Annotated in this window: 23 protein-coding genes; 10 read left to right on the top strand and 13 right to left on the bottom strand. The window is 67.3% G+C overall.

Annotated elements, in window-relative coordinates; genetic code table 11:
- Positions 1 to 16: 16 nt before the first annotated feature.
- Complete coding sequence (dxr, locus tag VXJ37_RS13280; protein WP_331323495.1) at positions 17 to 1,201, bottom strand: 1-deoxy-D-xylulose-5-phosphate reductoisomerase; 1,185 nt, start codon at positions 1,199 to 1,201, stop codon at positions 17 to 19.
- Positions 1,202 to 1,329: 128 nt separating this feature from the next.
- Here dxr and VXJ37_RS13275 point away from each other — a divergent pair, with 128 nt between their 5' ends.
- Complete coding sequence (locus tag VXJ37_RS13275; protein WP_331323596.1) at positions 1,330 to 2,799, top strand: lipase maturation factor family protein; 1,470 nt, start codon at positions 1,330 to 1,332, stop codon at positions 2,797 to 2,799.
- Here VXJ37_RS13275 and VXJ37_RS13270 read toward each other — a convergent pair whose 3' ends face one another.
- The 7 genes from VXJ37_RS13270 to VXJ37_RS13240 are packed head-to-tail and all read right to left on the bottom strand — an operon-like array spanning position 2,800 to position 10,771.
- Entirely contained in the window at positions 2,800 to 3,639 is an 840-nt protein-coding gene (locus VXJ37_RS13270) for an HpcH/HpaI aldolase/citrate lyase family protein (RefSeq protein ID WP_331323494.1), read from the bottom strand.
- Complete coding sequence (locus tag VXJ37_RS13265; protein ID WP_331323594.1) at positions 3,636 to 4,145, bottom strand: MaoC family dehydratase; 510 nt, start codon at positions 4,143 to 4,145, stop codon at positions 3,636 to 3,638. The genes VXJ37_RS13270 and VXJ37_RS13265 overlap by 4 nt, the downstream gene beginning before the upstream one ends.
- A gap of 53 nt (positions 4,146 to 4,198) precedes the next feature.
- A complete protein-coding gene (locus tag VXJ37_RS13260; RefSeq protein ID WP_440589806.1) occupies positions 4,199 to 4,981 on the bottom strand; it encodes a CoA transferase subunit B in 783 nt (260 codons plus the stop codon).
- The gene (locus VXJ37_RS13255; RefSeq protein WP_331323593.1) at positions 4,978 to 5,742 is read right to left on the bottom strand and encodes a CoA transferase subunit A; all 765 of its coding nucleotides are present in this window, start codon (positions 5,740 to 5,742) and stop codon (positions 4,978 to 4,980) included. Before VXJ37_RS13255 ends, VXJ37_RS13260 begins: the two co-directional genes overlap by 4 nt.
- A gap of 46 nt (positions 5,743 to 5,788) precedes the next feature.
- Positions 5,789 to 6,952: an acyl-CoA dehydrogenase family protein gene (locus tag VXJ37_RS13250; protein ID WP_331323492.1), complete on the bottom strand. Its 1,164-nt coding sequence runs from the start codon at positions 6,950 to 6,952 to the stop codon at positions 5,789 to 5,791.
- A 2-nt stretch (positions 6,953 to 6,954) separates the two neighbouring features.
- Positions 6,955 to 9,156 (bottom strand): acetyl/propionyl/methylcrotonyl-CoA carboxylase subunit alpha, encoded by a 2,202-nt coding sequence (locus tag VXJ37_RS13245; RefSeq protein WP_331323491.1) that lies wholly within the window; start codon positions 9,154 to 9,156, stop codon positions 6,955 to 6,957.
- 7 nt (positions 9,157 to 9,163) lie between these two features.
- Positions 9,164 to 10,771: a carboxyl transferase domain-containing protein gene (locus VXJ37_RS13240; RefSeq protein ID WP_331323490.1), complete on the bottom strand. Its 1,608-nt coding sequence runs from the start codon at positions 10,769 to 10,771 to the stop codon at positions 9,164 to 9,166.
- Positions 10,772 to 10,916: 145 nt separating this feature from the next.
- Between VXJ37_RS13240 and VXJ37_RS13235 the strand changes: the two genes are divergently transcribed.
- Positions 10,917 to 11,597, top strand: a complete 681-nt coding sequence (locus VXJ37_RS13235; RefSeq protein ID WP_331323489.1) for an SACE_7040 family transcriptional regulator — start codon at positions 10,917 to 10,919, stop codon at positions 11,595 to 11,597.
- On the opposite strand, the gene VXJ37_RS13230 is transcribed toward VXJ37_RS13235, so the two are convergent.
- Genes VXJ37_RS13230 through pdhA form a run of 3 tightly spaced genes read right to left on the bottom strand, consistent with a single transcriptional unit; the run spans position 11,594 to position 15,149 of the window.
- Positions 11,594 to 12,961, bottom strand: coding sequence for a dihydrolipoamide acetyltransferase family protein (locus tag VXJ37_RS13230; RefSeq protein ID WP_331323488.1), 1,368 nt, complete (start codon positions 12,959 to 12,961; stop codon positions 11,594 to 11,596). The genes VXJ37_RS13235 and VXJ37_RS13230 overlap by 4 nt on opposite strands.
- A gap of 8 nt (positions 12,962 to 12,969) precedes the next feature.
- Positions 12,970 to 13,980, bottom strand: coding sequence for an alpha-ketoacid dehydrogenase subunit beta (locus tag VXJ37_RS13225; RefSeq protein ID WP_331323487.1), 1,011 nt, complete (start codon positions 13,978 to 13,980; stop codon positions 12,970 to 12,972).
- Positions 13,980 to 15,149, bottom strand: a complete 1,170-nt coding sequence (pdhA, locus tag VXJ37_RS13220; protein WP_331323486.1) for a pyruvate dehydrogenase (acetyl-transferring) E1 component subunit alpha — start codon at positions 15,147 to 15,149, stop codon at positions 13,980 to 13,982. Before pdhA ends, VXJ37_RS13225 begins: the two co-directional genes overlap by 1 nt.
- Before the next feature lie 194 nt (positions 15,150 to 15,343).
- Between pdhA and VXJ37_RS13215 the strand changes: the two genes are divergently transcribed.
- The 4 genes from VXJ37_RS13215 (at position 15,344) to VXJ37_RS13200 (ending at position 17,689) form a co-directional block, all read left to right on the top strand.
- On the top strand, positions 15,344 to 15,817 hold the full coding sequence (locus tag VXJ37_RS13215; protein ID WP_331323485.1) for an Lrp/AsnC family transcriptional regulator: 474 nt from the start codon (positions 15,344 to 15,346) through the stop codon (positions 15,815 to 15,817).
- 144 nt (positions 15,818 to 15,961) lie between these two features.
- The gene (locus VXJ37_RS13210; protein ID WP_331323484.1) at positions 15,962 to 16,504 is read left to right on the top strand and encodes a hypothetical protein; all 543 of its coding nucleotides are present in this window, start codon (positions 15,962 to 15,964) and stop codon (positions 16,502 to 16,504) included.
- 149 nt (positions 16,505 to 16,653) lie between these two features.
- Positions 16,654 to 17,058 carry a DUF4383 domain-containing protein gene (locus VXJ37_RS13205; RefSeq protein ID WP_141940735.1) on the top strand — a complete coding sequence of 135 codons (405 nt, stop codon included), beginning with the start codon at positions 16,654 to 16,656 and terminating at the stop codon, positions 17,056 to 17,058.
- A gap of 16 nt (positions 17,059 to 17,074) precedes the next feature.
- A complete protein-coding gene (locus VXJ37_RS13200) occupies positions 17,075 to 17,689 on the top strand; it encodes a hypothetical protein (RefSeq protein WP_331323483.1) in 615 nt (204 codons plus the stop codon).
- A 104-nt stretch (positions 17,690 to 17,793) separates the two neighbouring features.
- Here VXJ37_RS13200 and VXJ37_RS13195 read toward each other — a convergent pair whose 3' ends face one another.
- Together VXJ37_RS13195 and VXJ37_RS13190 are read right to left on the bottom strand one after the other, a co-directional pair.
- A complete protein-coding gene (locus VXJ37_RS13195) occupies positions 17,794 to 19,410 on the bottom strand; it encodes a solute symporter family protein (RefSeq protein WP_331323482.1) in 1,617 nt (538 codons plus the stop codon).
- Positions 19,407 to 19,787, bottom strand: a complete 381-nt coding sequence (locus VXJ37_RS13190) for a DUF485 domain-containing protein (RefSeq protein ID WP_141940733.1) — start codon at positions 19,785 to 19,787, stop codon at positions 19,407 to 19,409. Before VXJ37_RS13190 ends, VXJ37_RS13195 begins: the two co-directional genes overlap by 4 nt.
- A 183-nt stretch (positions 19,788 to 19,970) precedes the next feature.
- On the opposite strand from VXJ37_RS13190, the gene VXJ37_RS13185 reads away from it, so the two are divergent.
- From VXJ37_RS13185 to VXJ37_RS13170, 4 genes are read left to right on the top strand one after another with little or no spacing between them, the layout of a single operon-like run.
- Positions 19,971 to 21,152 (top strand): sensor histidine kinase, encoded by a 1,182-nt coding sequence (locus VXJ37_RS13185; RefSeq protein WP_331323480.1) that lies wholly within the window; start codon positions 19,971 to 19,973, stop codon positions 21,150 to 21,152.
- A 33-nt stretch (positions 21,153 to 21,185) separates the two neighbouring features.
- The gene (locus VXJ37_RS13180) at positions 21,186 to 21,902 is read left to right on the top strand and encodes a LytR/AlgR family response regulator transcription factor (protein ID WP_331323479.1); all 717 of its coding nucleotides are present in this window, start codon (positions 21,186 to 21,188) and stop codon (positions 21,900 to 21,902) included.
- Positions 21,899 to 22,270: a hypothetical protein gene (locus VXJ37_RS13175; RefSeq protein WP_307303541.1), complete on the top strand. Its 372-nt coding sequence runs from the start codon at positions 21,899 to 21,901 to the stop codon at positions 22,268 to 22,270. The genes VXJ37_RS13180 and VXJ37_RS13175 overlap by 4 nt, the downstream gene beginning before the upstream one ends.
- A gap of 7 nt (positions 22,271 to 22,277) precedes the next feature.
- Positions 22,278 to 23,744: a sodium/solute symporter gene (locus VXJ37_RS13170; protein ID WP_331323592.1), complete on the top strand. Its 1,467-nt coding sequence runs from the start codon at positions 22,278 to 22,280 to the stop codon at positions 23,742 to 23,744.
- The last annotated feature ends 12 nt before the right edge of the window (positions 23,745 to 23,756 follow it).

The following is a 23,756-nucleotide window of genomic DNA, read 5'->3' as shown; positions in this document are numbered from 1 at the left end:
GAGGTGCTGCTGCTTCCTAGAGACTGCTGACTGCTAAACGTTCGTGGGCCCGGGCGCGTGCCCAACTCTCAGCATCCAGCACCGATTCCACTGTCAGCCCGGAGGAACCTGAGTGTTCGCTGAGCACACTGTCCACCGTATCCACGATGTCCGTGAACCGGATGCGGCCGGCATGGAACGCCATGACCGCTTCCTCGTTGGCCGCATTGAACACCGCAGGGAAGGTGCTTCCCCTCCCAGCCGCGTCCTTCGCCAGCCCGACGGCCGGGAAAGCTTTCGTGTCCAGCGGTTCGAAGGTCCAGGCGGCCGCCTGCGTCCAGTCACACGGGCTTGCGGCCTTGGGCACGCGGGCAGGCCAGCCGAGGCCCAAGGCGATTGGCAGCCGCATGTCCGGCGGGGACGCCTGTGCGATGGTGGAGCCGTCGACAAACTGGACCATCGAATGCACGATGGACTGCGGATGCACCACGACGTCGATCCGGTCCAGGGGGATGTCGAACAGCAGGTGCGCCTCGATGACTTCCAGGCCCTTGTTCACCAGCGTGGCCGAGTTGGTGGTGACCATCACGCCCATGTCCCACGTGGGGTGCGCCAGGGCTTCCCGGGGCGTGACACCGTGCAGTTCGTCCTTGGTCCTCCCCCGGAAGGGACCGCCCGAAGCGGTGAGGATGAGCTTGTCCACCTCAGCGGCCGTACCGGAGCGGAGGCACTGTGCGATGGCGGAGTGCTCCGAGTCCACCGGCACTATCTGGCCTTCCCTGGCAGCAGCCTTCACCAGGCTGCCGCCCACGATCAGGGACTCCTTGTTGGCCAGCGCCAGCGTGGCACCGGATTTGAGGGCCGCGAGCGTGGGGGCCAGGCCGATGGAGCCCGTGATTCCGTTGAGTACCACGTCCGCGTCAATCGCGGCGATGCGGGCAGAGGCGTCCGGGCCTGCCATGATTTCCGGGCGGTAGCCGGGGCGGCCCGCTGCGGCAGCTGCGTCGTCGATCAACGCCGCCAGCCGGCCGGGGTCCCCCGCGGCGATCCCCACGGCTGCGGCACGCGTGTGGACAGCCTGCCGGGCCAGGAGTTCGAGGTTGCCGCCGCCGGCGCTAAGTGCCACCACCTCGAACAGGTGCGGGGCGCCGTCGACGACGTCAATCGCCTGGGTGCCGATGGAACCGGTGGATCCGAGGATGACGATTCTGCGTGGCTGCATTGGTTAAGTATCCCGCACCCTTCAGGGCCACCGTGCCCCCGGCCGGTCAGGGCCGTCGTCGCGCCTACCCGGTCCTGACCTGCTGTTGGACCCTTGACCGCCGTGTGGCCGGGCGTAACGTGGAACGCGTGGACTGGCTCACGTGGTTCGATGCGCCGGAGTACCAATTCGCCCGGCAGGTGCTGCAGCGGGGCGTGGCGGCACTGTATTTCGTCGCGTTCCTGTCCACACTGAACCAGTTTCCCGCCCTGCTTGGCGAGCGTGGCCTGCTCCCCGTGCCGGAATTCCTTGGTGCATTCACCCGCTGGCGCCGGCCCACGCTGTTCCGCTGGCGGTATTCGGATGGCCTGCTGCGTGCAGTCTGCGCGCTTGGCCTGGTGGTATCGGCGCTGCTCGTGGCCGGTGTTCCGCAGCTGGGTCCACCCTGGGTGCCGCTGATCGCGTTCCTGTCCTTGTGGCTGCTGTACATGTCCATCGTGAACGTGGGCCAGACCTTCTACGGGTTCGGCTGGGAAATGCTGCTCCTGGAGGCGGGCTTCACCGTGGGCTTCCTGGGCTCCAACCAGACGGAGCCGCCCCGGACCGTCCTGGTCCTGATCGTGTGGCTGGTGTTCCGGCTGGAATTCGGCGCGGGAATGATCAAGATCCGCGGCGGCAGGGAATGGCGCGACCTGACCGCCTTGTACTACCACCACGAAACACAGCCCATGCCCGGGCCGTTGAGCCGGCAGGCCCACCTCCTGCCCAAGCCGCTGCACCGGATCGAGGTAGTGGGAAACCACATCGCCCAGCTGGTGGTGCCGTTCCTGCTGTTTGCTCCGCAGCCCGTGGCTGGTGTTGCGGCGGGAATCGTGGTGCTCACCCAGCTGTGGCTCGTGGCCAGCGGCAACTTCGCCTGGCTGAACTGGATGGCTATCGTGCTGGCGTTCGCCGCGGTCAGCGACCCCGTGGCGCACGCCGTGATCCCCGCAATCCCGGCGGACTGGAATGCCGCCGCAGGCACGCGGCCGGAAACCCCGCTGTGGTGGCTGGCCGTGACCCTGGCGGCGTCGATCCTGTTGCTGGTGCTGAGCTACTGGCCGCTGCGGAACCTCTTCTCCCGCCGGCAGCTGATGAACGCCAGCTTCAACCGGTGGCAGCTGGTCAACGCCTACGGTGCGTTCGGTACGGTGACCAGGCAGCGCATCGAGATCGTGGTGGAGGGCACGCTGGACGAGGACCCCGATGACAGTTCGGACTGGCGCGAGTACGGCTTCAAGGGCAAGCCGGGGGACGTGCGCCGGATTCCGCGGCAGTGGGCCCCGTACCACCTGCGGCTGGACTGGCTGATGTGGTTCCTGCCGCTGCGGACCGTGCACGAGGAATGGTTCTACGCCTTCCTCGGCAAGCTGCTGGCGGCCGACCGGCAGATGCTGCGGCTGCTGCGGAAGGACCCGTTCGACGGCGCCGCGCCACGCTGGGTGCGCGTGCGCAGTTTCCATTACCGCTTCGCCAGCCGCAAGGAGTTCCGGGAAACAGGGAACCGCTGGGTGCGGACGCTGCTGTATGAGCCGATCCCGGCCACGTCCCTCCGGCGGCCGGAGGGACGGCAACGGTAGTTATGCCTCCACGGCGGCGCGCCGGACGATCTCCTGGGCGTGCTTGAGGATGGGGCCGTCGATCATTTTGCCCTGGTACTTGAAGACCCCGGAGCCCGCCGACGCAGCAGCGTCCAGCAGTGCGGTGGCTGCGGCCACTTCCTCTTCGCTGGGGGCATAGGCCTGGCGTACCACCCCCGCCTGGCTGGGGTGGATGCAGGCCTTGGAGCTGAAGCCGGTAGCCACGGCGTCCGCCGCTTCAGCAGCCAGCCCGTCGAGGTCCGGGATGTTGGTGTACACGGCGTCCACTGCTTCCTTGCCGTGCGCCCGCGCTGCCAGGAGAACCGCTGACCGCGCGTGCAGCGCTACTGCCCGGTAGCCGCCGTCGTCCTTTCGGCTGGAGGTCCCGCCCAGCGATGCCAGCAGGTCCTCAGCCCCCCACATCAGGCCCACGACGTTCGGTGCGGCGGCGATGGCCGGGGCGTTCAGGACGCCGAGGGCGGTTTCGCACAAGGCAATCACCTGGTAGCCCTCCAGCGCCTTGAGTTGTTCGGCGCTTTCCGCCTTGGCGAGCATCACGGTGCGGTAGGGGGTGTGGGACAGGCAGTGCAGGTCCTTTTCGAATTCCTCGGTGCCTGCCGGGTTGACCCTGACAATGGTGCAGCTTGGCTCGAGTTCCGGTTCCACCCCGGTTGTCCCCAGCTGGGCCAGGATCGCCCCGCGGGCGCGCTGCTTGTCCGCCGGCGCCACCGCGTCCTCAAGGTCCAGGATGACGGCGTCCGCCCGGGCGGCGGCTTTCTGGTAGCGCTCCGGACGGTCGGCGGGGCAGAAAAGCAGGGCGGGGCCCATCACAAAAGTCATACCGGCATTGTCTCCTGTCCGGCGCCCTGCCCCTTCACATGCGCCTCCCGGGTCCACATCAGGCAGCTGCGGGTGGCAAGGGCCACCACCGTTCCGTCCTGGTTCCGTCCCGTGTGCGTCATGGTGGCGATGCCCTGCCCGGGGCGCGAGGCGGACAGCCGCTTGCCGGTGATGACGGTCTGCGTGTAAAGCGTGTCCCCGTGGTAAAGCGGGTGGGGAAAGGACACGTCCGTCAGGCCCAGCTGGGCAATGATGGTCCCCTGGGTCAGCTGGGTGACCGACTGGCCCACCATGGTGGCAAGGGTGAACATGGAGTTCATCAGCCGCTGGCCGAAGGGCTGGCCCGCGCTCCATGCCGCGTCCAGGTGCAACGCTTGACTGTTCATGGTGAGCGTGGAGAACAGCACGTTGTCCGTTTCGGTCACTGTGCGGCCCGGGCGGTGGGCGTACACCACCCCTTCCTCCAACTCATCGAAGTAGAGTCCGCGCTGCTCGATGACCGGCATGCCGCCGTCGTCATGGCCCACGCCTGCGCCGGCGCCTTGGGAATCCGTGCCCGTCATACCGTCAGTTCCTGGTCTTCCTCGAAAAGCTCGGCGCCGGTGGCGGCCACCACATCCTCTACAGAAACGTTGGGGGCCAGTTCGCGCAGGACCAGCCTGGACGGGCCCCCGTCCTTGACGACGTCGATCACGGCGAGGTCCGTAATGATCCGGTCCACGCAGCCTTTGCCTGTCAGCGGAAGCGAGCATTGCTGGACGATTTTGGGGTTGCCGTTGCGGTCGACGTGCTCCATCATCACGATCACCCGTTTGGCTCCGAACACCAAATCCATGGCACCGCCCATGCCCTTGACCATCTTTCCGGGAATCATCCAGTTGGCCAGGTCGCCGTTCGCCGCTACCTCCATCGCGCCCAGGACCGCCACGTCCACGTGGCCGCCGCGGATCATGCCGAAGGAGGTGGCCGAGTCGAAGAACGCCGCACCCCTGTTGACGGTCACGGTTTCCTTGCCGGCGTTGATAAGGTCCGGGTCCAGGGCGTCTTCGGCGGGGTAGGGTCCGACGCCGAGGATGCCGTTCTCGGAGTGCAGCACCACTTCCACCCCCTCCGGGATGTAGTTGGGGATCAGGGTGGGCATGCCGATTCCCAGGTTGACGTACTGGCCGTTGTGAAGCTCCCTTGCCACCCGGGCGGCCAGTTCATTGCGGGTCCAGCCTTTCGTTTCGGCTGCGGACGTGGAGTCACCCTTTCCCGCGTGCTGCTGGGAGCCTGCCCGGCGGTATTCCGGGCGAACGGCTTCCGGGCGGGGCGCTTCGGGGCTGTTGGGGTCCATGGTCATGCTCCTGCCTGGTTGAGTGCGACCGTCCGCTTTTCGATCCGCTTCTCGCCGTTCTGCGCCAGCACCACGCGCTGGACGAAGATTCCGGGGGTGTGGATGTGTTCGGGGTCCAGTTCGCCCGGTTCCACCAGTTCCTCGACCTCGGCGATGGTGATCCTGCCCGCCATGGCGCACAAGGGATTAAAGTTCATGGCCGTGGCATGGAAGACCAGGTTGCCGTGCCGGTCGCCCTTCCAGGCGTGCACCAGCCCGAAGTCCGGGGTAAGGGACTCTTCCAGGACGTAGTCCACTCCGCCGAACGGGCGCACCTCCTTCGGTGCCGAGGCAACCGCGATGCCACCGTTGGCGTCGTACTTCTGCGGCAGGCCGCCGTCGGACACCTGCGTTCCAACCCCGGCCTTGGTGTAGAACGCGGGGATGCCGGCGCCCCCGGCGCGCAGCTTCTCCGCCAGCGTGCCCTGCGGTGTGAGCACCACCTCGAGCTCACCGGCGAGGTACTGGCGTGCGAACTCCTTGTTTTCGCCCACGTAGGAGCTGATGGTCCGCCGGATGCGTCCGTCGCGGAGCAGGATGCCGAGTCCCCAGTCGTCCACGCCGCAGTTGTTGCTGACCGTTTCCAGGTTCGTGGTGCCCGCCCGGTGCAGGGCGTCAATCAGGGCCACGGGGATGCCGCAGAGGCCAAATCCGCCCACGGCCAGTGAAGCGCCGTCGGGAATGTCGGCCACAGCTTCGTCAGCGGTGGCAACAACCTTGTCAATCATCATTGATCCTTTCAGGCCGGCTACGGTTCCTGCGGCAGGCGCAGGACTACAGTCCCAGTTCGCGGGCGATCAGCATCAGCTGGACCTCCGTGGTGCCCTCCCCCACTTCAAGGATCTTGGAGTCGCGGTAGTGGCGTGCCACGGTGAACTCGTTGATGAAGCCATAGCCGCCGAATACCTGGGTGGCATCCCGCGCATTGTCCATGGCCGCCTCGCCTGCGACCATCTTAGCGATGGCCGCCTGGGTCTTGAACGGCTTCCCGGCGAGCATCCGGGCGGCCGCGTCGTAGTAGGCCAGCCGGGCCGTGTGGGCCCTTGCTTCCATGCGCGCGATCTTGAAGGACACGGCCTGGTACTTGCCGATTTCGTGGCCGAACGCCTTGCGTTCCTGGGCATATTTCACGGACAGGTCCACGCAGCCCTGGGCAGCTCCGGTGGCCAGGGCCGCAATGGCAATCCTGCCCTCGTCCAGGATGGACAGGAAGTTGGCGTACCCGCGCCCCTCCGCGCCCAGCAGGTTTTCTTCCGGAACCCGGACGTCCTTCAGGGTCAAGGGGTGGGTGTCGGAGGCGTTCCAGCCCACCTTGTTGTAGGGCTTTTCCGCCTTGAAGCCGGGGGTGTCGGTGGGCACCAGGATGGTGGAGATGTCCTTCCTGGTGGTGCCGTCCGGGCGTTCCTGCTGCCCGGTGACAGCTGTGACAGTGACCAGGCGGGTGATGTCGGTACCGGAGTTGGTGATGAATTCCTTGTTGCCGTTGATGACCCAGTTCCCGTCCTCGCGCCGGGCGTGGGTCTTGGTGCCACCGGCGTCGGAGCCGGCCTCGGGTTCTGTGAGTCCGAAACCCGCGAGCGCCTGGCCGGACGCCAGCATGGGCAGCCACTCCTGCTTTTGGGCGTCCGTGCCGAACCGGTAGACGGGCATGGCTCCCAGGGAGACCCCGGCTTCCAGGGTGATGGCAACGGACTGGTCCACCCGGCCAAGCTGCTCCAGCGCCAGCGCCAAGGCGAAGTAGTCCCCGCCCATGCCGCCGTATTCCTCCGGGAACGGCAGCCCGAACAGCCCCATTTCGGCCATCTGCTTCACCACTTCGTAGGGGAAGCTGTGCTCTTCGTCGTGCTTGGCGGACACCGGGGCCACCACGTTGTCGGCGAAGTCGCGGACGGTGTCGCTGAGGTCCTGGTATTCCTCGGTGAGTTCAAAACCGGTCATGGTCAGGCTCCTTCGCCTTGGCCTGCAGTGGTGTCTGCAGTTGTGTCTGGGTTGGTATCCGCGGAAGCGGCTTCCGCAGCGGGTTGGGGATGGATGGTGGCCAGGACCTGGTCAGCCTTCACGAGGTCGCCGGTGCGGGCGGTGAGGTGGACCGTTCCTGCCAGCGGGGCCACGAGGTGGTGTTCCATCTTCATGGCCTCCACGGACAGCAGGACCTCACCCGCCTGCACCGTGTCGCCGTCGCTGACCGGAACAGCCACGACGGTTCCAGGCATTGGCGAGCGCACCTCGGGATCGGCAGCACCTTCCTGCCGCTGGACTGCCGCCAGCACCCGTTCCAGCCGTGCCTCCCGCGTCAGGACTTCCAGGCGGCAGGACCAGCCCTCGTTGCCCAGGAAGAGCTGAACCGGTGGTCCCGGCCTGGCCGCCGCCTGGTACTCGCACGTCGCGCCGTCAAGGGTGAGGACGGCACCACCGCCATCCGCCGACATGTGCAGTGAGGCCGCCTGCCGCGCGCCGCCGTTGACCGCGACCACAGCCGGGTCTCCACCATGGCGACCGGGGGTGGCCGCCACCGTTGCCACGCCGCCGTCGGGCGTTCCCAGATGGACCCGGCGCGGCGCCGGCGCTCCCAGGCGCCAGCCGCTGCGCTCCTGCCAGGGGCCACCCACCGGAGCTGTGTTGTCCTGCGGCTCCAGGGAGAGGGCGTAGAGAGCAGCCGCCACCAGTTCGGGCTCGCCAACGTGCCGGAAGTCCAGGGCCGGCAGCTTCCGTTCAATCAGCCCGGTATCCAACTGCCCGGCACGGACGTCGGGATCGTTCAACAGGAGCCGCAGGTACTCCACGTTGGTGTCGATGCCCAGGGCCGTGTAGCCGGACAAGGCCCCGTCCAGGGCATTCAGGGCGGCCGTGCGGTCCTCACCCCAGGCGATCACCTTGGAAATCATGGGGTCGTAGTTCGCGGATAGTTCCAGGCCTTCCAGCAGTGAGGAATCCACCCTGACCCGGCTGTCCGTGCCTGCGGGCTGCTCATCCAGCTGGAGCACCGTCCCGGTGGACGGCAGGAAGTTCTTTTCCGGCACCTCTGCGTAAACCCTCGCCTCCACAGCGTGGCCCGAAAGTCCGACGTCGGCCTGCCGGAGCGTCAGTTCCGCACCGGCGGCGATCCGCACCTGCCATTCCACCAGGTCGATGCCGGTGACCATTTCGGTGACCGGGTGCTCCACCTGCAGGCGGGTGTTCATCTCCATGAAGAAGAACTCGTCCGGCGCGTCATCGGACACCAGGAACTCGACCGTTCCGGCACCCGTGTAGTTCACGCTGCGGGCAGCGTTGCAGGCGGCCTCGCCGATCCGTGCGCGGACGTCAGTCCCGTTCGACAGGCCCTCCAGCAGGGGCGACGGCGCTTCCTCGATGACTTTCTGGTGCCGGCGCTGGAGGGAGCATTCACGCTCCCCCAGGTGGATGACGTTGCCGTGGTTGTCAGCCAGCACCTGCACCTCGATGTGCCGCGGGGTGGTCACCAGCCGTTCCAGGAACAGGGTGTCGTCGCCGAACGCCGCGGCAGCCACACGGCGTGCCGTGGCCAGCGCCGCTGTGAGGTCCGCCTGCTTTTCCACGACGTGCATGCCTTTGCCGCCGCCACCGGCCGAGGGCTTGATCAGGAGCGGAAAGCCGACGGCGGCGGCAGCTTCGGCGAGTTCACTGTCCGTCATGCCGGGCCTGGCGATGCCGGGCACCACGGGCACGCCGTACCCCGCCACATGGTTCTTCGCGCGGATCTTGTCGCCCATGACGTTGAGGGCTTCCACGCCGGGGCCGATGAAGGTGATGCCGGCGTGTTCCAGCGCCCGGGCGAAATCGGCGTTCTCGCTGAGGAAGCCGTAGCCGGGGTGGACTGCGTCGGCGCCGGACTGCCGGCACGCGTCAAGGATGGCGTCAATGCTCAGGTAGCTGTCCGCGGCCGCGGCGGGGCCAATCCGGACGGCCGTGTCAGCTTCCCGCACGTGGCGCGCGCCGGCGTCGGCGTCGCTGTACACGGCGACGGACCGGATTCCCAGCTGCCGCAGTGTCCGGATGACGCGGGAGGCGATTTCGCCGCGGTTGGCCACAAGGACGGTGCTGAACGGGGGCGGGGCACCTTCCTGCGGGGTGGCTGCAGGGTTGGTGCCGGCACGGGTGAAGGTGTTGGTCTGCATGGTCATTGCTGGCTCACATCCGGAAGAGGCCGAAGGAGGTCTCCGGCAAGGGGGTGCGGGAGACGACGTCGAGCGCCAGGCCCAGGATGGTGCGGGTATCGGTGGGGTCGATGACGGCGTCGTCCCACAGCCGGGCGGTGGAGTAGTAGGGGCTGCCCTGGTCCTCGTACTGCCGGCGGATGGGCGCTTTGAAGGCTTCCTCGTCCTCGGCCGCCCAGTCCTCCCCCGCCGCTTCGAACTGGTCCCTCTTCACGGTGGCCAGCACGCTGGCAGCCTGGTTGCCGCCCATCACCGAGATCCGGGCTGCTGGCCACATCCACAGGAACCGTGGCGAGTACGCGCGGCCGCACATGGAATAGTTGCCCGCACCGAAGGAGCCACCGATGACCACCGTCAGCTTGGGGACGCGCGCGGTGGCGACGGCGGTGACCATCTTGGCGCCGTTCTTGGCGATGCCGCCCTGTTCGGCGTCCCTGCCCACCATGAACCCGGAGATGTTCTGTAGGAAGACCAGCGGGATGCCGCGCTGGTCGCACAGTTCGATGAAATGCGCCCCTTTGAGGGACGATTCGCTGAACAGGACGCCGTTGTTGGCCACGATTCCTACCGGGTGCCCGTCAATTCGGGCGAATCCGGTCACCAGGGTAGTGCCGTAGTCCTTCTTGAATTCGTGGAACCTGCTCCCGTCCACCAGCCGGGCGATGACCTCATGGACGTCGTAGGGGGCGTTGACGTCCGTGGGAACGGCGCCATAGAGCCCTTCCGGGTCCACGGCGGGTTCGACGGCGGGTTCCACCTGCCAGGCGGGGGCTGCGGGGGGCGGCAGCGTGGCAACGATGTCCCGGATGATCTGCAGGGCATGCTCATCGTTTTCGGCCAGGTGGTCAGTTACCCCGGAAATCCGGGCATGCACGTCTCCGCCTCCGAGTTCCTCCGCGGTCACGATCTCGCCGATGGCGGCCTTCACCAGCGGCGGACCGCCCAGGAAGATGGTCCCCTGGTTCCGGACGATCACCGTCTCGTCGCTCATGGCGGGGACATAGGCGCCGCCGGCGGTGCAGGACCCCATGACGGCGGCAATCTGCGGAATCTTGGCTGCCGACAGGCGCGCCTGGTTGTAGAAGATCCTGCCGAAGTGGTCCTTGTCCGGGAACACCTCGTCCTGCTTGGGCAGGAACGCCCCGCCTGAATCCACCAAATAAACGCAGGGCAGCCGGTTCTCCAGGGCGATCTCCTGGGCGCGGAGGTGCTTCTTGACCGTCATGGGATAGTAGGTGCCGCCCTTGACGGTGGCGTCGTTGGAGATGACCAGGACCTGCCGCCCGTGCACCAGGCCGATGCCCGCGATCACCCCGGCGCCCGGAGCGTCGTCTCCGTACATCCCGTTGGCGGCCAACGGCGCGACCTCCAGGAACGGGCTGCCGTCATCCAGCAACTGGTCGATCCGGTCCCGCGGCAGCAACTTGCCGCGGGCCACATGGCGGTCCCGCGATTTCTGTGGTCCGCCCAGCGCCGCGTCCGCCAGCCTTTTCCGCAGGTCTTCGGCGAGCGCCAGCTGCGCTTCCCGGTTGGCGCGGAAGGACTCGCTTGAGGGGTCGAGCCGGCTGGCCAGGGTCTCCATTGACGATCCGTTCCTGTCTGGACCGGGCCGGCTCGACGCCAACTCGGTTAGTGACTAATAACTGAAATTCAGGTTAGTCTCGATTAACTGTGATGTCCAACACATGGCGGTCTTGGTAGAATCTGCGTCGGTCCGAGGAGGAAAAGTGCCCAGCACGGGAACACAACCCAGCAATGCAGCGCAGCCAACCGTCACGCCGCAGCCTGCTCCCACCACGCAGCGCGGCAAGGCCAAGGAGAACCGCAGGCAGGCGCTGCTGTCTGCCGCGGCTTCGCTGTTCGCGCTCAACGGCTTCAACCGGGTATCCCTCGAGGACCTGGGCGCGGCGGCAGGTGTCAGCGGACCCGCCGTCTACCGCCACTTTCCCGGCAAGCAGGCAGTCCTCGCCGACCTCCTGGTGACCGTGAGCCAGGAACTGCTCGACGGCGGGCGGCAAGTGGTGGAAAGCAGCACCGACCCCGCGGCTGCACTGCGCCGGCTCGTGGAGTTCCAGGTGGACTTTGCGCTGGGCAAGCCCGATGTGATCCGGGTCCAGGACCGGGACCTCAGCAACCTCTCCGAACAGGACCAGTCCGCTGTGCGCTCCCTGCAGCGAAGCTACGTTGAGTTATGGGTGGACGTCCTCGCCAAGGTCCACCCCGGCACGGACGCCGCCGAACTCCGGATGCGGGCACACGCTACGTTCGGCCTCATCAACTCCACGCCGCACTCCGTCCGCAGCCACGGCCGGCGGATCGCGGCCGGCGCGGCCCGCCCCCTGCTCGAGCGCATGGCGCTGGCAGCCCTGATGGTTGACAGCGCAGGGGGCGCCCCGCACCCCCTTTAGACCATGGTCAGCACCATTCCCGGCTCGGCCAGGATGGCGCCGACGTCGGCAAGGAACCGGGAGCCTTGCTCGCCGTCCACCAGGCGGTGGTCGAAGGACAGGCTCAGCGTGATCACCTGGCGCAGCGCCACGTCGCCCCGGTACTCCCAGGGCAAGGTCCGCACCGCACCGAGGCCAAGGATGGCCGCCTCCCCGGGGTTGAGGATGGGAGTGCCCGCGTCAATGCCAAACACGCCAATATTGGTGATGGAGATGGTGCCGCCGGACAGGTCGGCCGGTGCCGTCTTGCCTGCCCTCGCAGTTTCGGCGAGCGCCGTCAGCGCCTGGGCGAGCTGTGGAAGGGGAAGCGCGTCCGCATCCTTGATGTTGGGGACGGTGAGCCCCCGGGGCGTGGCGGCGGCGATGCCCAGGTTCACGTAATTGAACGTGACGATTTCCTGGCGCTCTTCGTCCCACCGCGAATTCAGCGACGGATTACGGCGCAGGGCAACGAGGACGGCTTTGGCGGCAAGCGTCAACGGCGTCAGCTTGATGCCGGCAAAGGCCCTGCTGGTCTTGAGTTTGGCCAGCAGCTCAAGGCTCGGCGTGACGTCCACCGTAAGGAATTCTGTGGCATGGGGCGCGGTAAAGGCGCTCTGCACCATGGCCGCCGCAGTGTGCTTGCGGACGCCTTTAATCGGGACGCGCGTCTCCCGCTCCCCCTGGCGCGTCCCGCCGGCTGGGGCCACATGCTCCGTCGCGGGCGCGGCAGGCTCTTCCCCGTGCCCGGCGTAGTCCTGGACGTCTTCCCGCGTGATCAGGCCGCCCGGCCCGGTGCCGGAAACCTGGGCCAGGTCCACCCCCAGATCCTTGGCCAGCTTCCGGACTGGAGGAGTGGACCGGGGGCGTTCGGCAGTACCTGGTTCGACAGGCCTGGTTTCGACAGGCTCAACCACCGGAAGCTTGGTTTCGACAGGCTCAACCACCGGGGAGAAGTTGCGCGGCCGGCGGGTGGGCCGTCCGGAAGCCTCGACGACGGCGCCGTAACCCACCAGGTTCGGTTCCCGTTTGGGTGTCTCCACCGCCGCTTCCCCCGGCCCTGCGGACACGGCGCCGGACGACGGTGAAGGCGACCCGCCGTCGTCGTCCGCTACCTCGAAGGAGACGATCGGCTTGCCCACCTCCACCACGGAGCCGGGTTGCTCGTGAAGCTCCTTGATGACCCCTGCGAAGGGTGAGGGCAGCTCCACCACGGCCTTGGCGGTTTCCACCTCGGCGATGACCTGGTTCAGGCTGACGGTATCGCCAACGTCCACTTTCCAGCTGAGGATTTCGGACTCCGTGAGTCCCTCCCCCAGGTCAGGGAGCCGGAATTCCTTGATCATGGTGGCGCTCATCCTTCCAGGCCGCTCAGGGAATTGGGGCGGCCAAGGGCCCGGTCCACGCCGTCCAGGATGCGGTCCAGGCCGGGCAGGTGGTGCATTTCCAGCTTTGAGTACGGGTAGGGGATGTCGAACCCGGTGACCCGGACCGGGGCAGCCTCCAGGTGGTAGAAGCACCGCTCCGTAATGCTGGCCGCCACTTCCGCGCCCAGGCCGCCGGACTGCGCCGCCTCGTGCGTGACCACCAGGCGCCCGGTCTTGCGTACCGAGGCCACCACGGGTTCGTAGTCCACGGGGGCCAGCGAGCGCAGGTCGATGACTTCGATGGAGATGCCTTCGTCCGCGGCGGCGGAGGCAGCATCCAGGGCAGTCCTGACCAGGGGCCCGTAGGCCACCAGGGTGACGTCGCTGCCCTCGGTCAGCAGGCGTGCCTTGTCCATGGGCAGGGCCGTGGCAGGATCCACGGACTCGTCCACCTCGCCTTTGTCATGGTAGCGCCGCTTGGGTTCGAAGTACAGCACCGGATCATCGCAGGAGATGGCCTGCTGAATCACCGTGTACGCGTCCTGGGGGTTGGCCACCGTGACCACCCGAAGGCCCGAGGTGTGGGTGAAGTAGGCTTCCGGTGACTCCGAATGGTGTTCGGGCGAGCCGATGCCGCCGCCGAACGGGACGCGGATGGTGATGGGCATCTTCACGGCACCCCGCGTGCGGTAGTGCAGCTTGGCCATCTGGCTGACGATCTGGTCGAATGCCGGGTAGATGAAGCCGTCGAACTGGATTTCCACCACAGGCCGGTAGCCCCGGTACGCCAGGCCGACGGCCGTGCCGACAATCGCTGATTCGGCCAGCGGGGTGTCCACCACGCGGTGTTTGCCGAAGTCCTTTTGCAGGCCGTCGGTCACCCGGAACACGCCGCCCAGGGTGCCAATGTCCTCTCCGAGGAGAACCACCTTGGAGTCGTTTTCCAGCGATTTGCGCAGCCCGGCATTGATGGCGCGGGCAAAGGTCAACTGGGTCATCAGCGTGCACCTTCCTCTGAAACGGCACCTGCGGGATCGCCGAAGGAGGCCAAATACCTTGCGTAATGGTCCTCCTGGCGTTCCAGCCAGGAGTTGGGGGTGCTGTAGACGTGCTTGAAGATGTCCATCGGCCGGGGATCAGGCATGGTGGTGCAGCCGCGGCGCATATCCGATGCGACGGCGTCGGCCTTGTCCTTGACCTGCTGCTGCAGCTCGGCGGTCAGGAGGCCCTTCCGCGCCAGGAGGCCGGCGAGCCGGGTGACGGGATCCTTGGCGGCCCAGTCCTCGAGTTCGTTGGCGTCGCGGTAGCGGGTGGGGTCATCGGCTGTGGTGTGGGGACCCATGCGGTAGCTGACGGCCTCGATGAACGTGGGTCCCCCGCCGCGCCGCGCCCGGTCAAGGGCCAGCCGGGTGGCGGCCATGACCGCCAAGACATCGTTGCCGTCCACCCGAAGGCTGGGGATGCCGAAACCAGTGGCCCGGTCCGCAAGCTGGATATGGGACTGGAGCCGCACTGGCTCCGAGATGGCCCAGTGGTTGTTCGTGCAGAAGAAAACCACCGGCGCCTGGAAGCTGGCCGCGAAGACCATCGCCTCGTTAACGTCACCCTCACTCGTGGCGCCGTCGCCGAAGTATGTAATTGCCGCAGCATCGGCACCGTCATTCTGGATCCCCATGGCGTAACCGGTGGCATGTAGGGTCTGGGCGCCGATAATGATCTGGGGCGTTGCCATGTTGATGCTGTAGGGGTCCCAGCCACCGGAGGCGTTGCCGCGCCATACGCGGAGGAGGTCGGTCAGGTCCACGCCCCGGCAGTACGCGACGCCGTTCTCGCGGTAGCTGGAGAACACGAAGTCGTCCGCCCGCAGGGACCGCCCGGACCCGATCTGGGCTGCCTCCTGGCCCAGGAGTGGCGGCCACAGTGCCAGTTCACCCTGCCGCTGCAGGGCCGTGGCCTCAACATCGATGCGGCGGATGACCGTCATGTCCTCGAAGAGGGAACACAACTGCTCGTCGCTGACGTCCTTGACCCAGAAATCGAACTCCGGATGGCTGATCCGCTCTCCCGCGGGGGTGATGAGCTGCAGGAATTCCGGCCCGGTTATCCCGGGGTTTCCTGCGCTTTGGGGGGTCTTTGCGCCGCCATGGCCCGTTTCGTCTGTAGACACGATTGCCGCAACCTTCGTACGTCGTTGACCAGTGGTTTCCCGGGCTTTTGGCCCCTGCCGCCACCGGCCTTCCGGGCGTCATTGCCCCAGATACTGTGACCCTACTCACAAGAGCCAGAGGGTACAACCACCACGGAATTTTTTGAGCAAAGTGCCCTGCCGGCCGCCCTCCCACCGTGCTAGCGTTGCGCATTATGCGAGCTTTGGATGGCACTGACACCCGGCTGCTGTCGGCTCTGGCACAGGATCCCCGCCGGACCGTTGTTGCCTTGGCGCAAAAGCTTGGCCTGTCCCGCAATACGGTCCAGGCGCGGATGGGCCAGCTGGAGAAAAAGCACGTCTTCCTGTCCTTTGAACGGAGGATCAACCCGGCGGCACTGGGGTACCCCCTTATGGCGTTCATCTCGGTGCATGTCCAGCAGCAGAAGCTGGGGCGCCTGGCGGAGGAGATCGCAGCCATCCCGGAGGTCCTGGAGGGGTACGGGCTGACAGGGTCCGCGGATTTGTTGCTGCGCGTGGTGGCGCGGGATGCCGAGGACCTGTTTCGGATCAACGGCAAGATCCTGGCCTGTGACGGGGTGGAGAGGGCGGACACTGCCCTGGCCATGGGCGAGCTGATCCCCTTCCGGGTACAGCCCCTGCTGGAGCGGGGCTCCGAGGAAACCTAGCGGCAGCACCGGACGTCGGACGTCCTGCGGCAAATACGACGGCGGCGCGCGGGGTTATAGGCTGGTTCCAGTCATGTGCCGGCCGGGAAGGTCCGGACCACCCCGCGGCGCCGGCGCGCCCGTTCACAATGGAAGGCCCATTCCTTGAGCATTCCCCAGGATCCGCACCGGCAGGGCCCGGCGGGCTATCCGCAGCAGCTTCCCCCAATGCCGGAGCATCCGGCGCCGTTCGGCCTGCCTGGCGAGCCGCCCCGGGAGCGGAGCCGGCGGAAACTGTGGATCGTCCTTGGCAGCATCGGTGCCGTGCTGCTGCTGGTGATCATCGGCGTCGTCATCCTGGTGAACGTGGTGGGCAGTGCCACCAACCAGGCCAGGGGCCTTGCGGACGACTTCACCAGGAAGGTGATCGCGGGCGACTCAGCCTCAGCGTACGACCAGTACCTGGACCCAGCCCTGCAGCAACAGCTCTCCAAGGAGGCCTTCATCTCGGGGGTGCAAAGCCTGGAAATGGACAGCTCCTGCACGCCCGCCTACAACGACCTGAAGGTGACCACCGACAACGGGGTGAAGTCTGCCGAAGTGGTGGGCCAGATCAGCTGCACCGGCAAGAAAGTGGACCTTGCCTATAAGTTCGAAGGCCGGGACCAGCTCCGGATGGTCAACATCAAGCTGCGCCCTGCGGCCTAGCCAAAACCACGCAGCCGCGGAAATGGAAAGCGTACTGATCTTTCCACCCATCCACGGCCATGCATGATCCGAATCGCTTCCGAGGGTCCCGCCCAGGGATCCCAAACCGGCGGGAACAAGCCACCCGCCCCAACGGAAGGATTCGGGCCATGCGCAATTCACCCAACCGCCTCATCGCCACCGTCTTCGGAGCCGTCTACCTGCTGGTGGGCCTCCTGGGCTTCGCTGTCACCTCGGGCATCGGTTTCGCAGCCACCGAGGGCGCGAACCTCATCATCTTTGAAGTCAACCCGCTGCACAACGTCATCCACCTTGCCATCGGCGCCGCGCTGCTCCTCGCCGGACTCCGCGGAACGGCCGGCGCCCGCACAGTGAACGCCACCGTGGGCGCCGTCTACCTCCTGGTGGGCATCGTGGGCCTGTTCCTGCTGAACTCGCCGCTGAACATCATCGCCCTGAACGGTGCGGACAACGTCCTCCACCTTGCCAGCGCGGTACTTCTGCTCGGCGTCGGGCTGTCCCTGGACAAGGCTCCCGCCGCCGCCCGGGCCTAAGATGCCAACGCCCGGCATGGGAGCACCCAGGACTACAGCGACATTCCACCACCCGGCGCCCCCACCGGTGTCCCAGGCGCACCCCACGGTTCGCCTGGTCACCGGGATCGCGGGCTTTGGTGCAGGGTCGGTCAACCTGGCCATCTCCTCAAGCCTCTTCGCGGCCGGTGCTCCCGGTCCCGAAATCACCGCAGCGGCTGCCGTGGCAGGACTCTGGGGCGCCGCATTGCTGGCCGGGGCCGTGATGTTCCTGGCCAAGGACCGGCTGGTGGGCAGCCGATGGGCGCGCGCGGCGCTGGCAGCCGCGGCGGCCGTGCACCTGGCGGCCGTGGCTTTCCCCACCGCCGCCACCTCCGGGCTCGGCCTGACCCAGCTTTCGGCGCTCCTGCTGACGCTGATGATCCTCGCCGCGCTCGGATGGTTGGGAAGGCAAGGCGCCCGCCAGGAGGGTGGGCTGCCGGAGCAACCGGCAGTCGTGCGGCCGGCCCGGCTCTTGCTGGCGGCGTTCGCCGGCGCCGTGCTGGTGGCAGGAATAACGACGCCGGGACTCGCCGCCTCAACGGCCGGCCAGTATGCAGTCCCGCACGGCGAACACGGGAGCCTGGTGCCCGGCGGACACCACCAGCACTAACCCCCGGGGTCGGACAAAAAACGACCGGAAGCCATCCGGACCAACGAAAGAGCCTCCTTACCGCGGCAGCGGCAGGAGGCTCTTCACGTTAAGCCGGGTTCCTTCTAATGGTCCACGGCCTTTTCGGCGCCGATGCCGGTCAACGAACGGACCTCCATCTCGGCCTGCTTGGCGGCATCCTCCCGCCGCTTGTCCAGCGTGGTGCCCAGCCAGCCCAGGAAGAACGCCAGGGGGATGGACACGATGCCGGGGTTGCTGAGCGGGAAGAGGGCGAAGTTGGCCCCCGGAATCATCGAGGTCTTGGCTCCGGAGACCACCGGAGAGAACACGATGAGCAGGATCGCTGAGGCCAGGCCGCCATACATGCTCCACACCGCGCCCTGGGTGGTGAACTTCCGCCAGAACAGCGAGTAGATGATGGTGGGCAGGTTCGCTGAGGCGGCCACGGCGAAGGCGAGCGCCACCAGGAAGGCCACATTCTGCCCGTTGGCGAAGATGCCGCCCAGGATGGCCAGGATGCCGATCACCACCACGGTGCGCCGGGCCACCCGGACTTCCGTGGCGGCGTCGGCCTTGCCCTTGGCGATGACGTTGGCGTAGATGTCGTGCGCGAAGGAAGCGGCGGCCGTGATGGTCAACCCGGCCACCACGGCGAGGATGGTGGCAAACGCGACTGCGGAGATGAAGCCGAGCAGCAGCGGGCCGCCCAGGTGGAACGCCAGCAGCGGGGCAGCCGAGTTGACGCCGCCGGGGGCGCCCTTGATCGTGTCCGCGCCGACCAGCGCCGCAGCGCCGTAGCCCAGCACCAGGGTGAACAGGTAGAAGATACCGATCAGCCAGATGGACCACACGACCGATTTGCGGGCTTCCTTGGCGGTCGGGACCGTGTAGAAGCGCATCAGCACGTGTGGCAGGGCGGCGGTGCCCAGCACCAGCGCCAGGCCCAGGGACATGAAGTCCAGCTTGGAGGTGTCCGACTTGCCGTACTGCAGGCCCGGGTTGAGGACGGCCGGGTTCTTGGCGGTCTCCACGGCGCCGCCCAGGAGTGCGGAGAGGTTGAAGCCGTAAATGGCCAGGACCCACAGCGTCATGACGGCCGCGCCGGCGATCAGCAGCATTGCTTTGATGATCTGCACCCAGGTGGTGCCCTTCATGCCGCCGATCAGCACGTACATGATCATGAGGGCGCCGACGACGATGATCACCAGGGCCTGTCCGCCCCAGTCGCTGATACCCAGCAGGAGGGAGATCAGGCTTCCCGCGCCGGCCATCTGCGCCAGAAGGTAGAAGAAGCAGACAGCGAGGGTGGAGATGGCCGCGGCGATCCGGACCGGGCGCTGCTTCAGCCGGAAGGACAGCACATCCGCCATGGTGAACTTACCGGTGTTGCGCAGCAGTTCGGCAACCAGGAGCAGCGCCACCAGCCACGCCACGAGGAAGCCGATGGAGTACATGAACCCGTCGTAGCCGTTGATGGCGATGGCACCGGTGATACCCAGGAAGGATGCTGCCGACAGGTAGTCCCCGGCAATGGCGGTGCCGTTCTGCGAGCCGGTGAACGAACGTCCCGCCGCGTAGTAGTCGGCGGCGGTCTTGTTGTTGCGGCTGGCGCGGAACACGATCACCATGGTCACGGCCACGAACAGGGCGAAGATGCCCATATTCAAAAGGGTGGTGTCCTTGAGGGCGGAGACGTCCACCGCGGCGGGAATTGCGATCATTTGTTGGCTCCGCCCACTCGGTTTCCGTGCTTATCGAATTCGTGCCCCTCGATGCCATGCCTGATTTCCGTGGCGATGGGGTCCAGCCGCTTGTTGGAGTAGTGCACGTACCAGCCGGTGATGGCGAACGTGGACACGAACTGGAGCAGGCCCAGGATCAGGCCGATGTTGATGTTGCCCCAGACCTTGGTGGACATGAAATCCACCGCGTAGTCGGCCAGCAGGACGTAGGCGAAGTACCACAGCAGGAAGGCCACTGCCATGGGGAAGACAAAGCTGCGGTGACGCTTGCGCAATTCCTGGAACTGCCCGGTCGATTGGACTTGCTCGAAGTCCACGGACGCCGCTGCGTCCGGAGTATGGGCATCATTACCCATCGTTCCTCCTCATTGAGTTGCCGGAACACACCGGGCGGCAGGCCCTGATCCAGACAGGGCACCGCAGATGTGACACCCATCACTCTGCGGCCCGGCCACTGCCGTGTTCCAGCACTTCGCTCCCCACTGTCGCTCAACGGTCGCGATGCTGCGGCAAGCGGCAGCCGCCGCTACGCTGGGCGCATGCCGGATTCCCCCCTCCTCACCGCCGCAGCCGTGGCAGTGATCGCCATGGCGATTGCCGTCGTCGTCGGCGTGGGCCTGAAGGTACTCCGCTCCTTCCGGGAGCTGGGCACCGACGCCGAGCGCGCCACGTACCACACGCTGCACGCGGCATCGCAGGCCGGGCAGCACCTGCGGCGCGGCCTGAACCCGGCCGGCGCATCGAAGGCCAGCCGCCAGCTGCGCGCCCTGCTGGCCTGCGACGCCCTGGCGATTACGGACAGCGCAGGGGTCCTGGCCTGGGACGGGGGCGCCGAAGACATCAGGCCGCGCCTCATGGAACTCGCCGCGGATGTCCTGGCATCCGGGCGCACGGCCGTGCTCTCCCCGGGAGCCGGCGGGACCGGCGGCCATCTCGCCGGGGTCATCGCGCCGGTGCGGGCCGGCACCCGCGTGGTGGGAGCTGTGGCCGCCTTCGCCCCTGCCGCGGGGGCAGGCCTGGTACGGGCGACGGGGGAAGTGGCCGACTGGGTGGCCGTTCAGGTGGAACTCGCGGAGCTGGACGCGTCCCGCACGCTGTTGATGGAAGCGGAAGTCCGCGCACTTCGGGCCCAGATCAGCCCGCACTTCATCTACAACTCGCTCAACGCCATCGCATCCTTCATCAACACCGATCCGGAGCGCGCAAGGGAGCTTGTGGTGGAGTTCGCCGACTTCACCCGCTACTCGTTCCGTCGCCACGGGGACTTCACCACGCTTGCGGAGGAACTCCGTTGCATCGACCGCTACCTGCTCCTGGAGCGTGCCCGGTTCGGGGACCGCGTGCAGGTGAGCCTGCGGGTGGCACCTGAAGTCCTGAGCACCGTCATCCCCTTCCTCAGCCTCCAGCCGCTGGTGGAAAACGCCGTCCGCCATGGGCTCGAGGCCAAGGCGGGGCCCGGGCATATCAGCATCACGGCGGAGGACGCCGGTGCGTTCGCTGAGGTCACCATCGAGGACGACGGTGTGGGCATGGATCCGGAGCAGCTCCGCTCGGTCCTGGCCGGCCACACCGACGGCGACCACGTGGGGCTGCGGAACGTTGATGCACGCCTCCGGCAGGTGTACGGCAACGACCACGGCCTGGTGGTCGAAACGGCCCCCGGGGAGGGAACGCTGATCACCATGCGCGTTCCGAAGTCCCAGCCCGGCCATGATGCGTGAAGCAGCCCCTGCCGCTGGAAGTACCCTAGGAGCATGATTAACGTCCTCGTCGTTGATGATGAGCTGCCCGCCGTGGAGGAACTGGCCTTCCTGCTGGGCAGGGACGAGCGCATCGGAAAGGTGGCGCGGGCCACGTCCGGGGCCGAAGCCCTCACGGCCCTGTCCGCCGGCGGCATCGACGCCGTATTCCTGGACATCCACATGCCCGCGGTGTCCGGACTGGACATTGCCGGCGCCATCGCCCGGAGCAGCAATCTGCCGGCCGTTGTGTTCGTCACCGCTGACGAGGACCACGCGCTGGCCGCTTTCGAACTCGCCGCCGTGGACTACCTGCTCAAACCTGTCCGCGCTGAGCGGCTTGCCCGGTCCGTGGGACGCATCAGTGAACTGCGCGACGGCGGGACGGCGCCTGAGATGATCACGGTTGACCAGGGCGGGACCACCAGGATGATCCGCCGCGACGACGTCACCTACGTCCAGGCCCAGGGCGACTACGCCCGGCTGCACACCGCGGATGCCAGCTACCTCATCCGGGTGCCGCTGGCGGACCTGGAACAGCAATGGGCTGATGCCGGCTTCATCCGTACGCACCGTTCCTATTTGGTGGCCCTCAAGCACGTGTCCTCGATGAAGCTGGCGGCCGACGGACCCCGCGTCACGGTGGCCGGCGCGGGCCTGCCCATCAGCCGGCGCCACCTGCCGATCGTGCGGGAGAAGCTGGAGGCCACCAGGATCAGGCCGCACGCATGACCCGGGTCCGGGTCACGGCCCCTCTTGCCTCCCCCGGCACGCCTGCCCGTGGTGTGCCCCGTCCCCTGGAGTCCCGCGAAGCCGCCCAGGACTCCGACGTGGGCCAGGTATTTGTCCGGTCACTGATCCGGTCCCAGCTGCGGCTGGCCCTGGTGGTGGCCGGCGGCTTCCTGCTGATCCTCGCCGCGTTCCCGGTGGTCCTGGTGCTTGTTCCCGGGCTGGCCGACGCGCGGATCGCCGGGATCCCCTTTGGCTGGCTGCTGCTGGGCGCCGGCATCTACCCCGTGATCGGGCTGAGCGCATGGCTGTACGTCAGGACCGCGGCGCGCAATGAGGCCCGGTACCGGGACCTGGCCGGGGAACAGTGATGACCGGGTGAACGCCGGCCTGGCCATCACGGCCGTCACAGTGGTGTCCCTGGCCACCGCCATCATTGGTTTCTACGGGCTGAGGGTCTCGCGCACCACGGGTGACTTCTACGTCGCCTCGCGGACGGTGCGGCCCTGGTGGAACGCATCGGCCATCGGCGGGGAGTACCTGTCTGCCGCCAGCTTCCTGGGCGTGGCCGGCCTCATCCTGTTATCCGGGACCGACGCGCTCTGGTTCCCCGTGGGCTACACCGCCGGCTACCTGATGCTGCTGCTCTTCGTCGCCGCCCCGCTGCGGCGGTCCGGAGCCTATACCATTCCCGACTTCACCGAATCCCGCCTCTCGTCCCGGACGGTGCGGCGGGTGACCAGCCTGGTGGTGGTGATGGTGGGGTGGCTGTACATCGTGCCGCAGCTCCACGGCGCCGCGCTGACCATCCACATCGCCACCGGCCTGCCGTCCTGGGTGGGGTCGGTGGCGGTCGTGGTGGTGGTGTGCCTCACGGTGGTGGCCGGAGGGATGCGTTCCATTACCTTTGTCCAGGCATTCCAGTACTGGCTCAAGCTGACGGCGCTGGCCGTGCCCATCCTGTTCATCATTTTCGTGTTGGCCGGGCAAGGCACCGAGCCGCAGTCCCTGCCCGCGGCCAACCCCACGGGGGTGCCGCCGGCCGGCCTGTACCAGAACGTCTCCCTGCTGGTGGCGCTGCTGTTCGGCACTTTGGGGCTGCCGCACGTGCTGGTGCGTTTCTACACCAACCCGGACGGCCAGTCCGCCCGGCGGACCACCCTGATCGTCCTGGGGCTGTTGTCCGTGTTCTACCTCTTCCCCACCGCCTACGGCCTGGTGGCACGTATGTTCGCCCCCGGGCTTGCCCGTTCGGGACAACCGGACGCCATGGTCCTGCGGCTGCCCGGCGAACTCGTCGGCGGGGTTCCGGGCGACCTGCTTTCCGCGCTGGTGGTGGCCGGGGCGTTCGCCGCATTCCTGTCCACCACCTCGGGCCTGGTGGTGTCCCTGGCCGGCGTCATCAGCCAGGACGTCCTGGGCGGCGGAGTGCGGGGATTCCGGCTCGCGGCCGTGGTGTCCGCCGTCGTCCCCCTTGGTTTTGCCTTCATGACCGGGTCCCTGGCGCTGGCCGGAAGCGTGGGCCTTGTCTTCGCCTTCACCGCCTCCACGGTGTGCCCGGTTTTGTTGCTGGGGATCTGGTGGCGGGGCCTGACGGATGCCGGGGCCATTGCCGGCATGGTGACCGGCGGGATGCTGTGCGGCGGGGCGATGATCGCCGGGGCCGTGTCCGGTTCGGACCTTGCGCCGGCCTGGCTTGCGCAGCCTGCAGCGTGGAGCGTGCCCACCGCTTTCGCCGTGATGGTCACTGTTTCCAAGGCCACCGCGCACCGGATTCCAGCCACGATGCCGCGGATCATGACCCGCCTCCACACTCCGGAACGGCCGCTGGCGACCGAGAGGTGATCAGGAGGACAA

The sequence above is a fragment of the Pseudarthrobacter phenanthrenivorans genome (genome assembly GCF_036455295.1).
In the GTDB taxonomy this organism is placed as follows: domain Bacteria; phylum Actinomycetota; class Actinomycetes; order Actinomycetales; family Micrococcaceae; genus Arthrobacter; species Arthrobacter phenanthrenivorans_C.
Note: the sequence above shows the minus strand (reverse complement) of the source record. Positions and strands in the feature narration are given on the sequence as shown.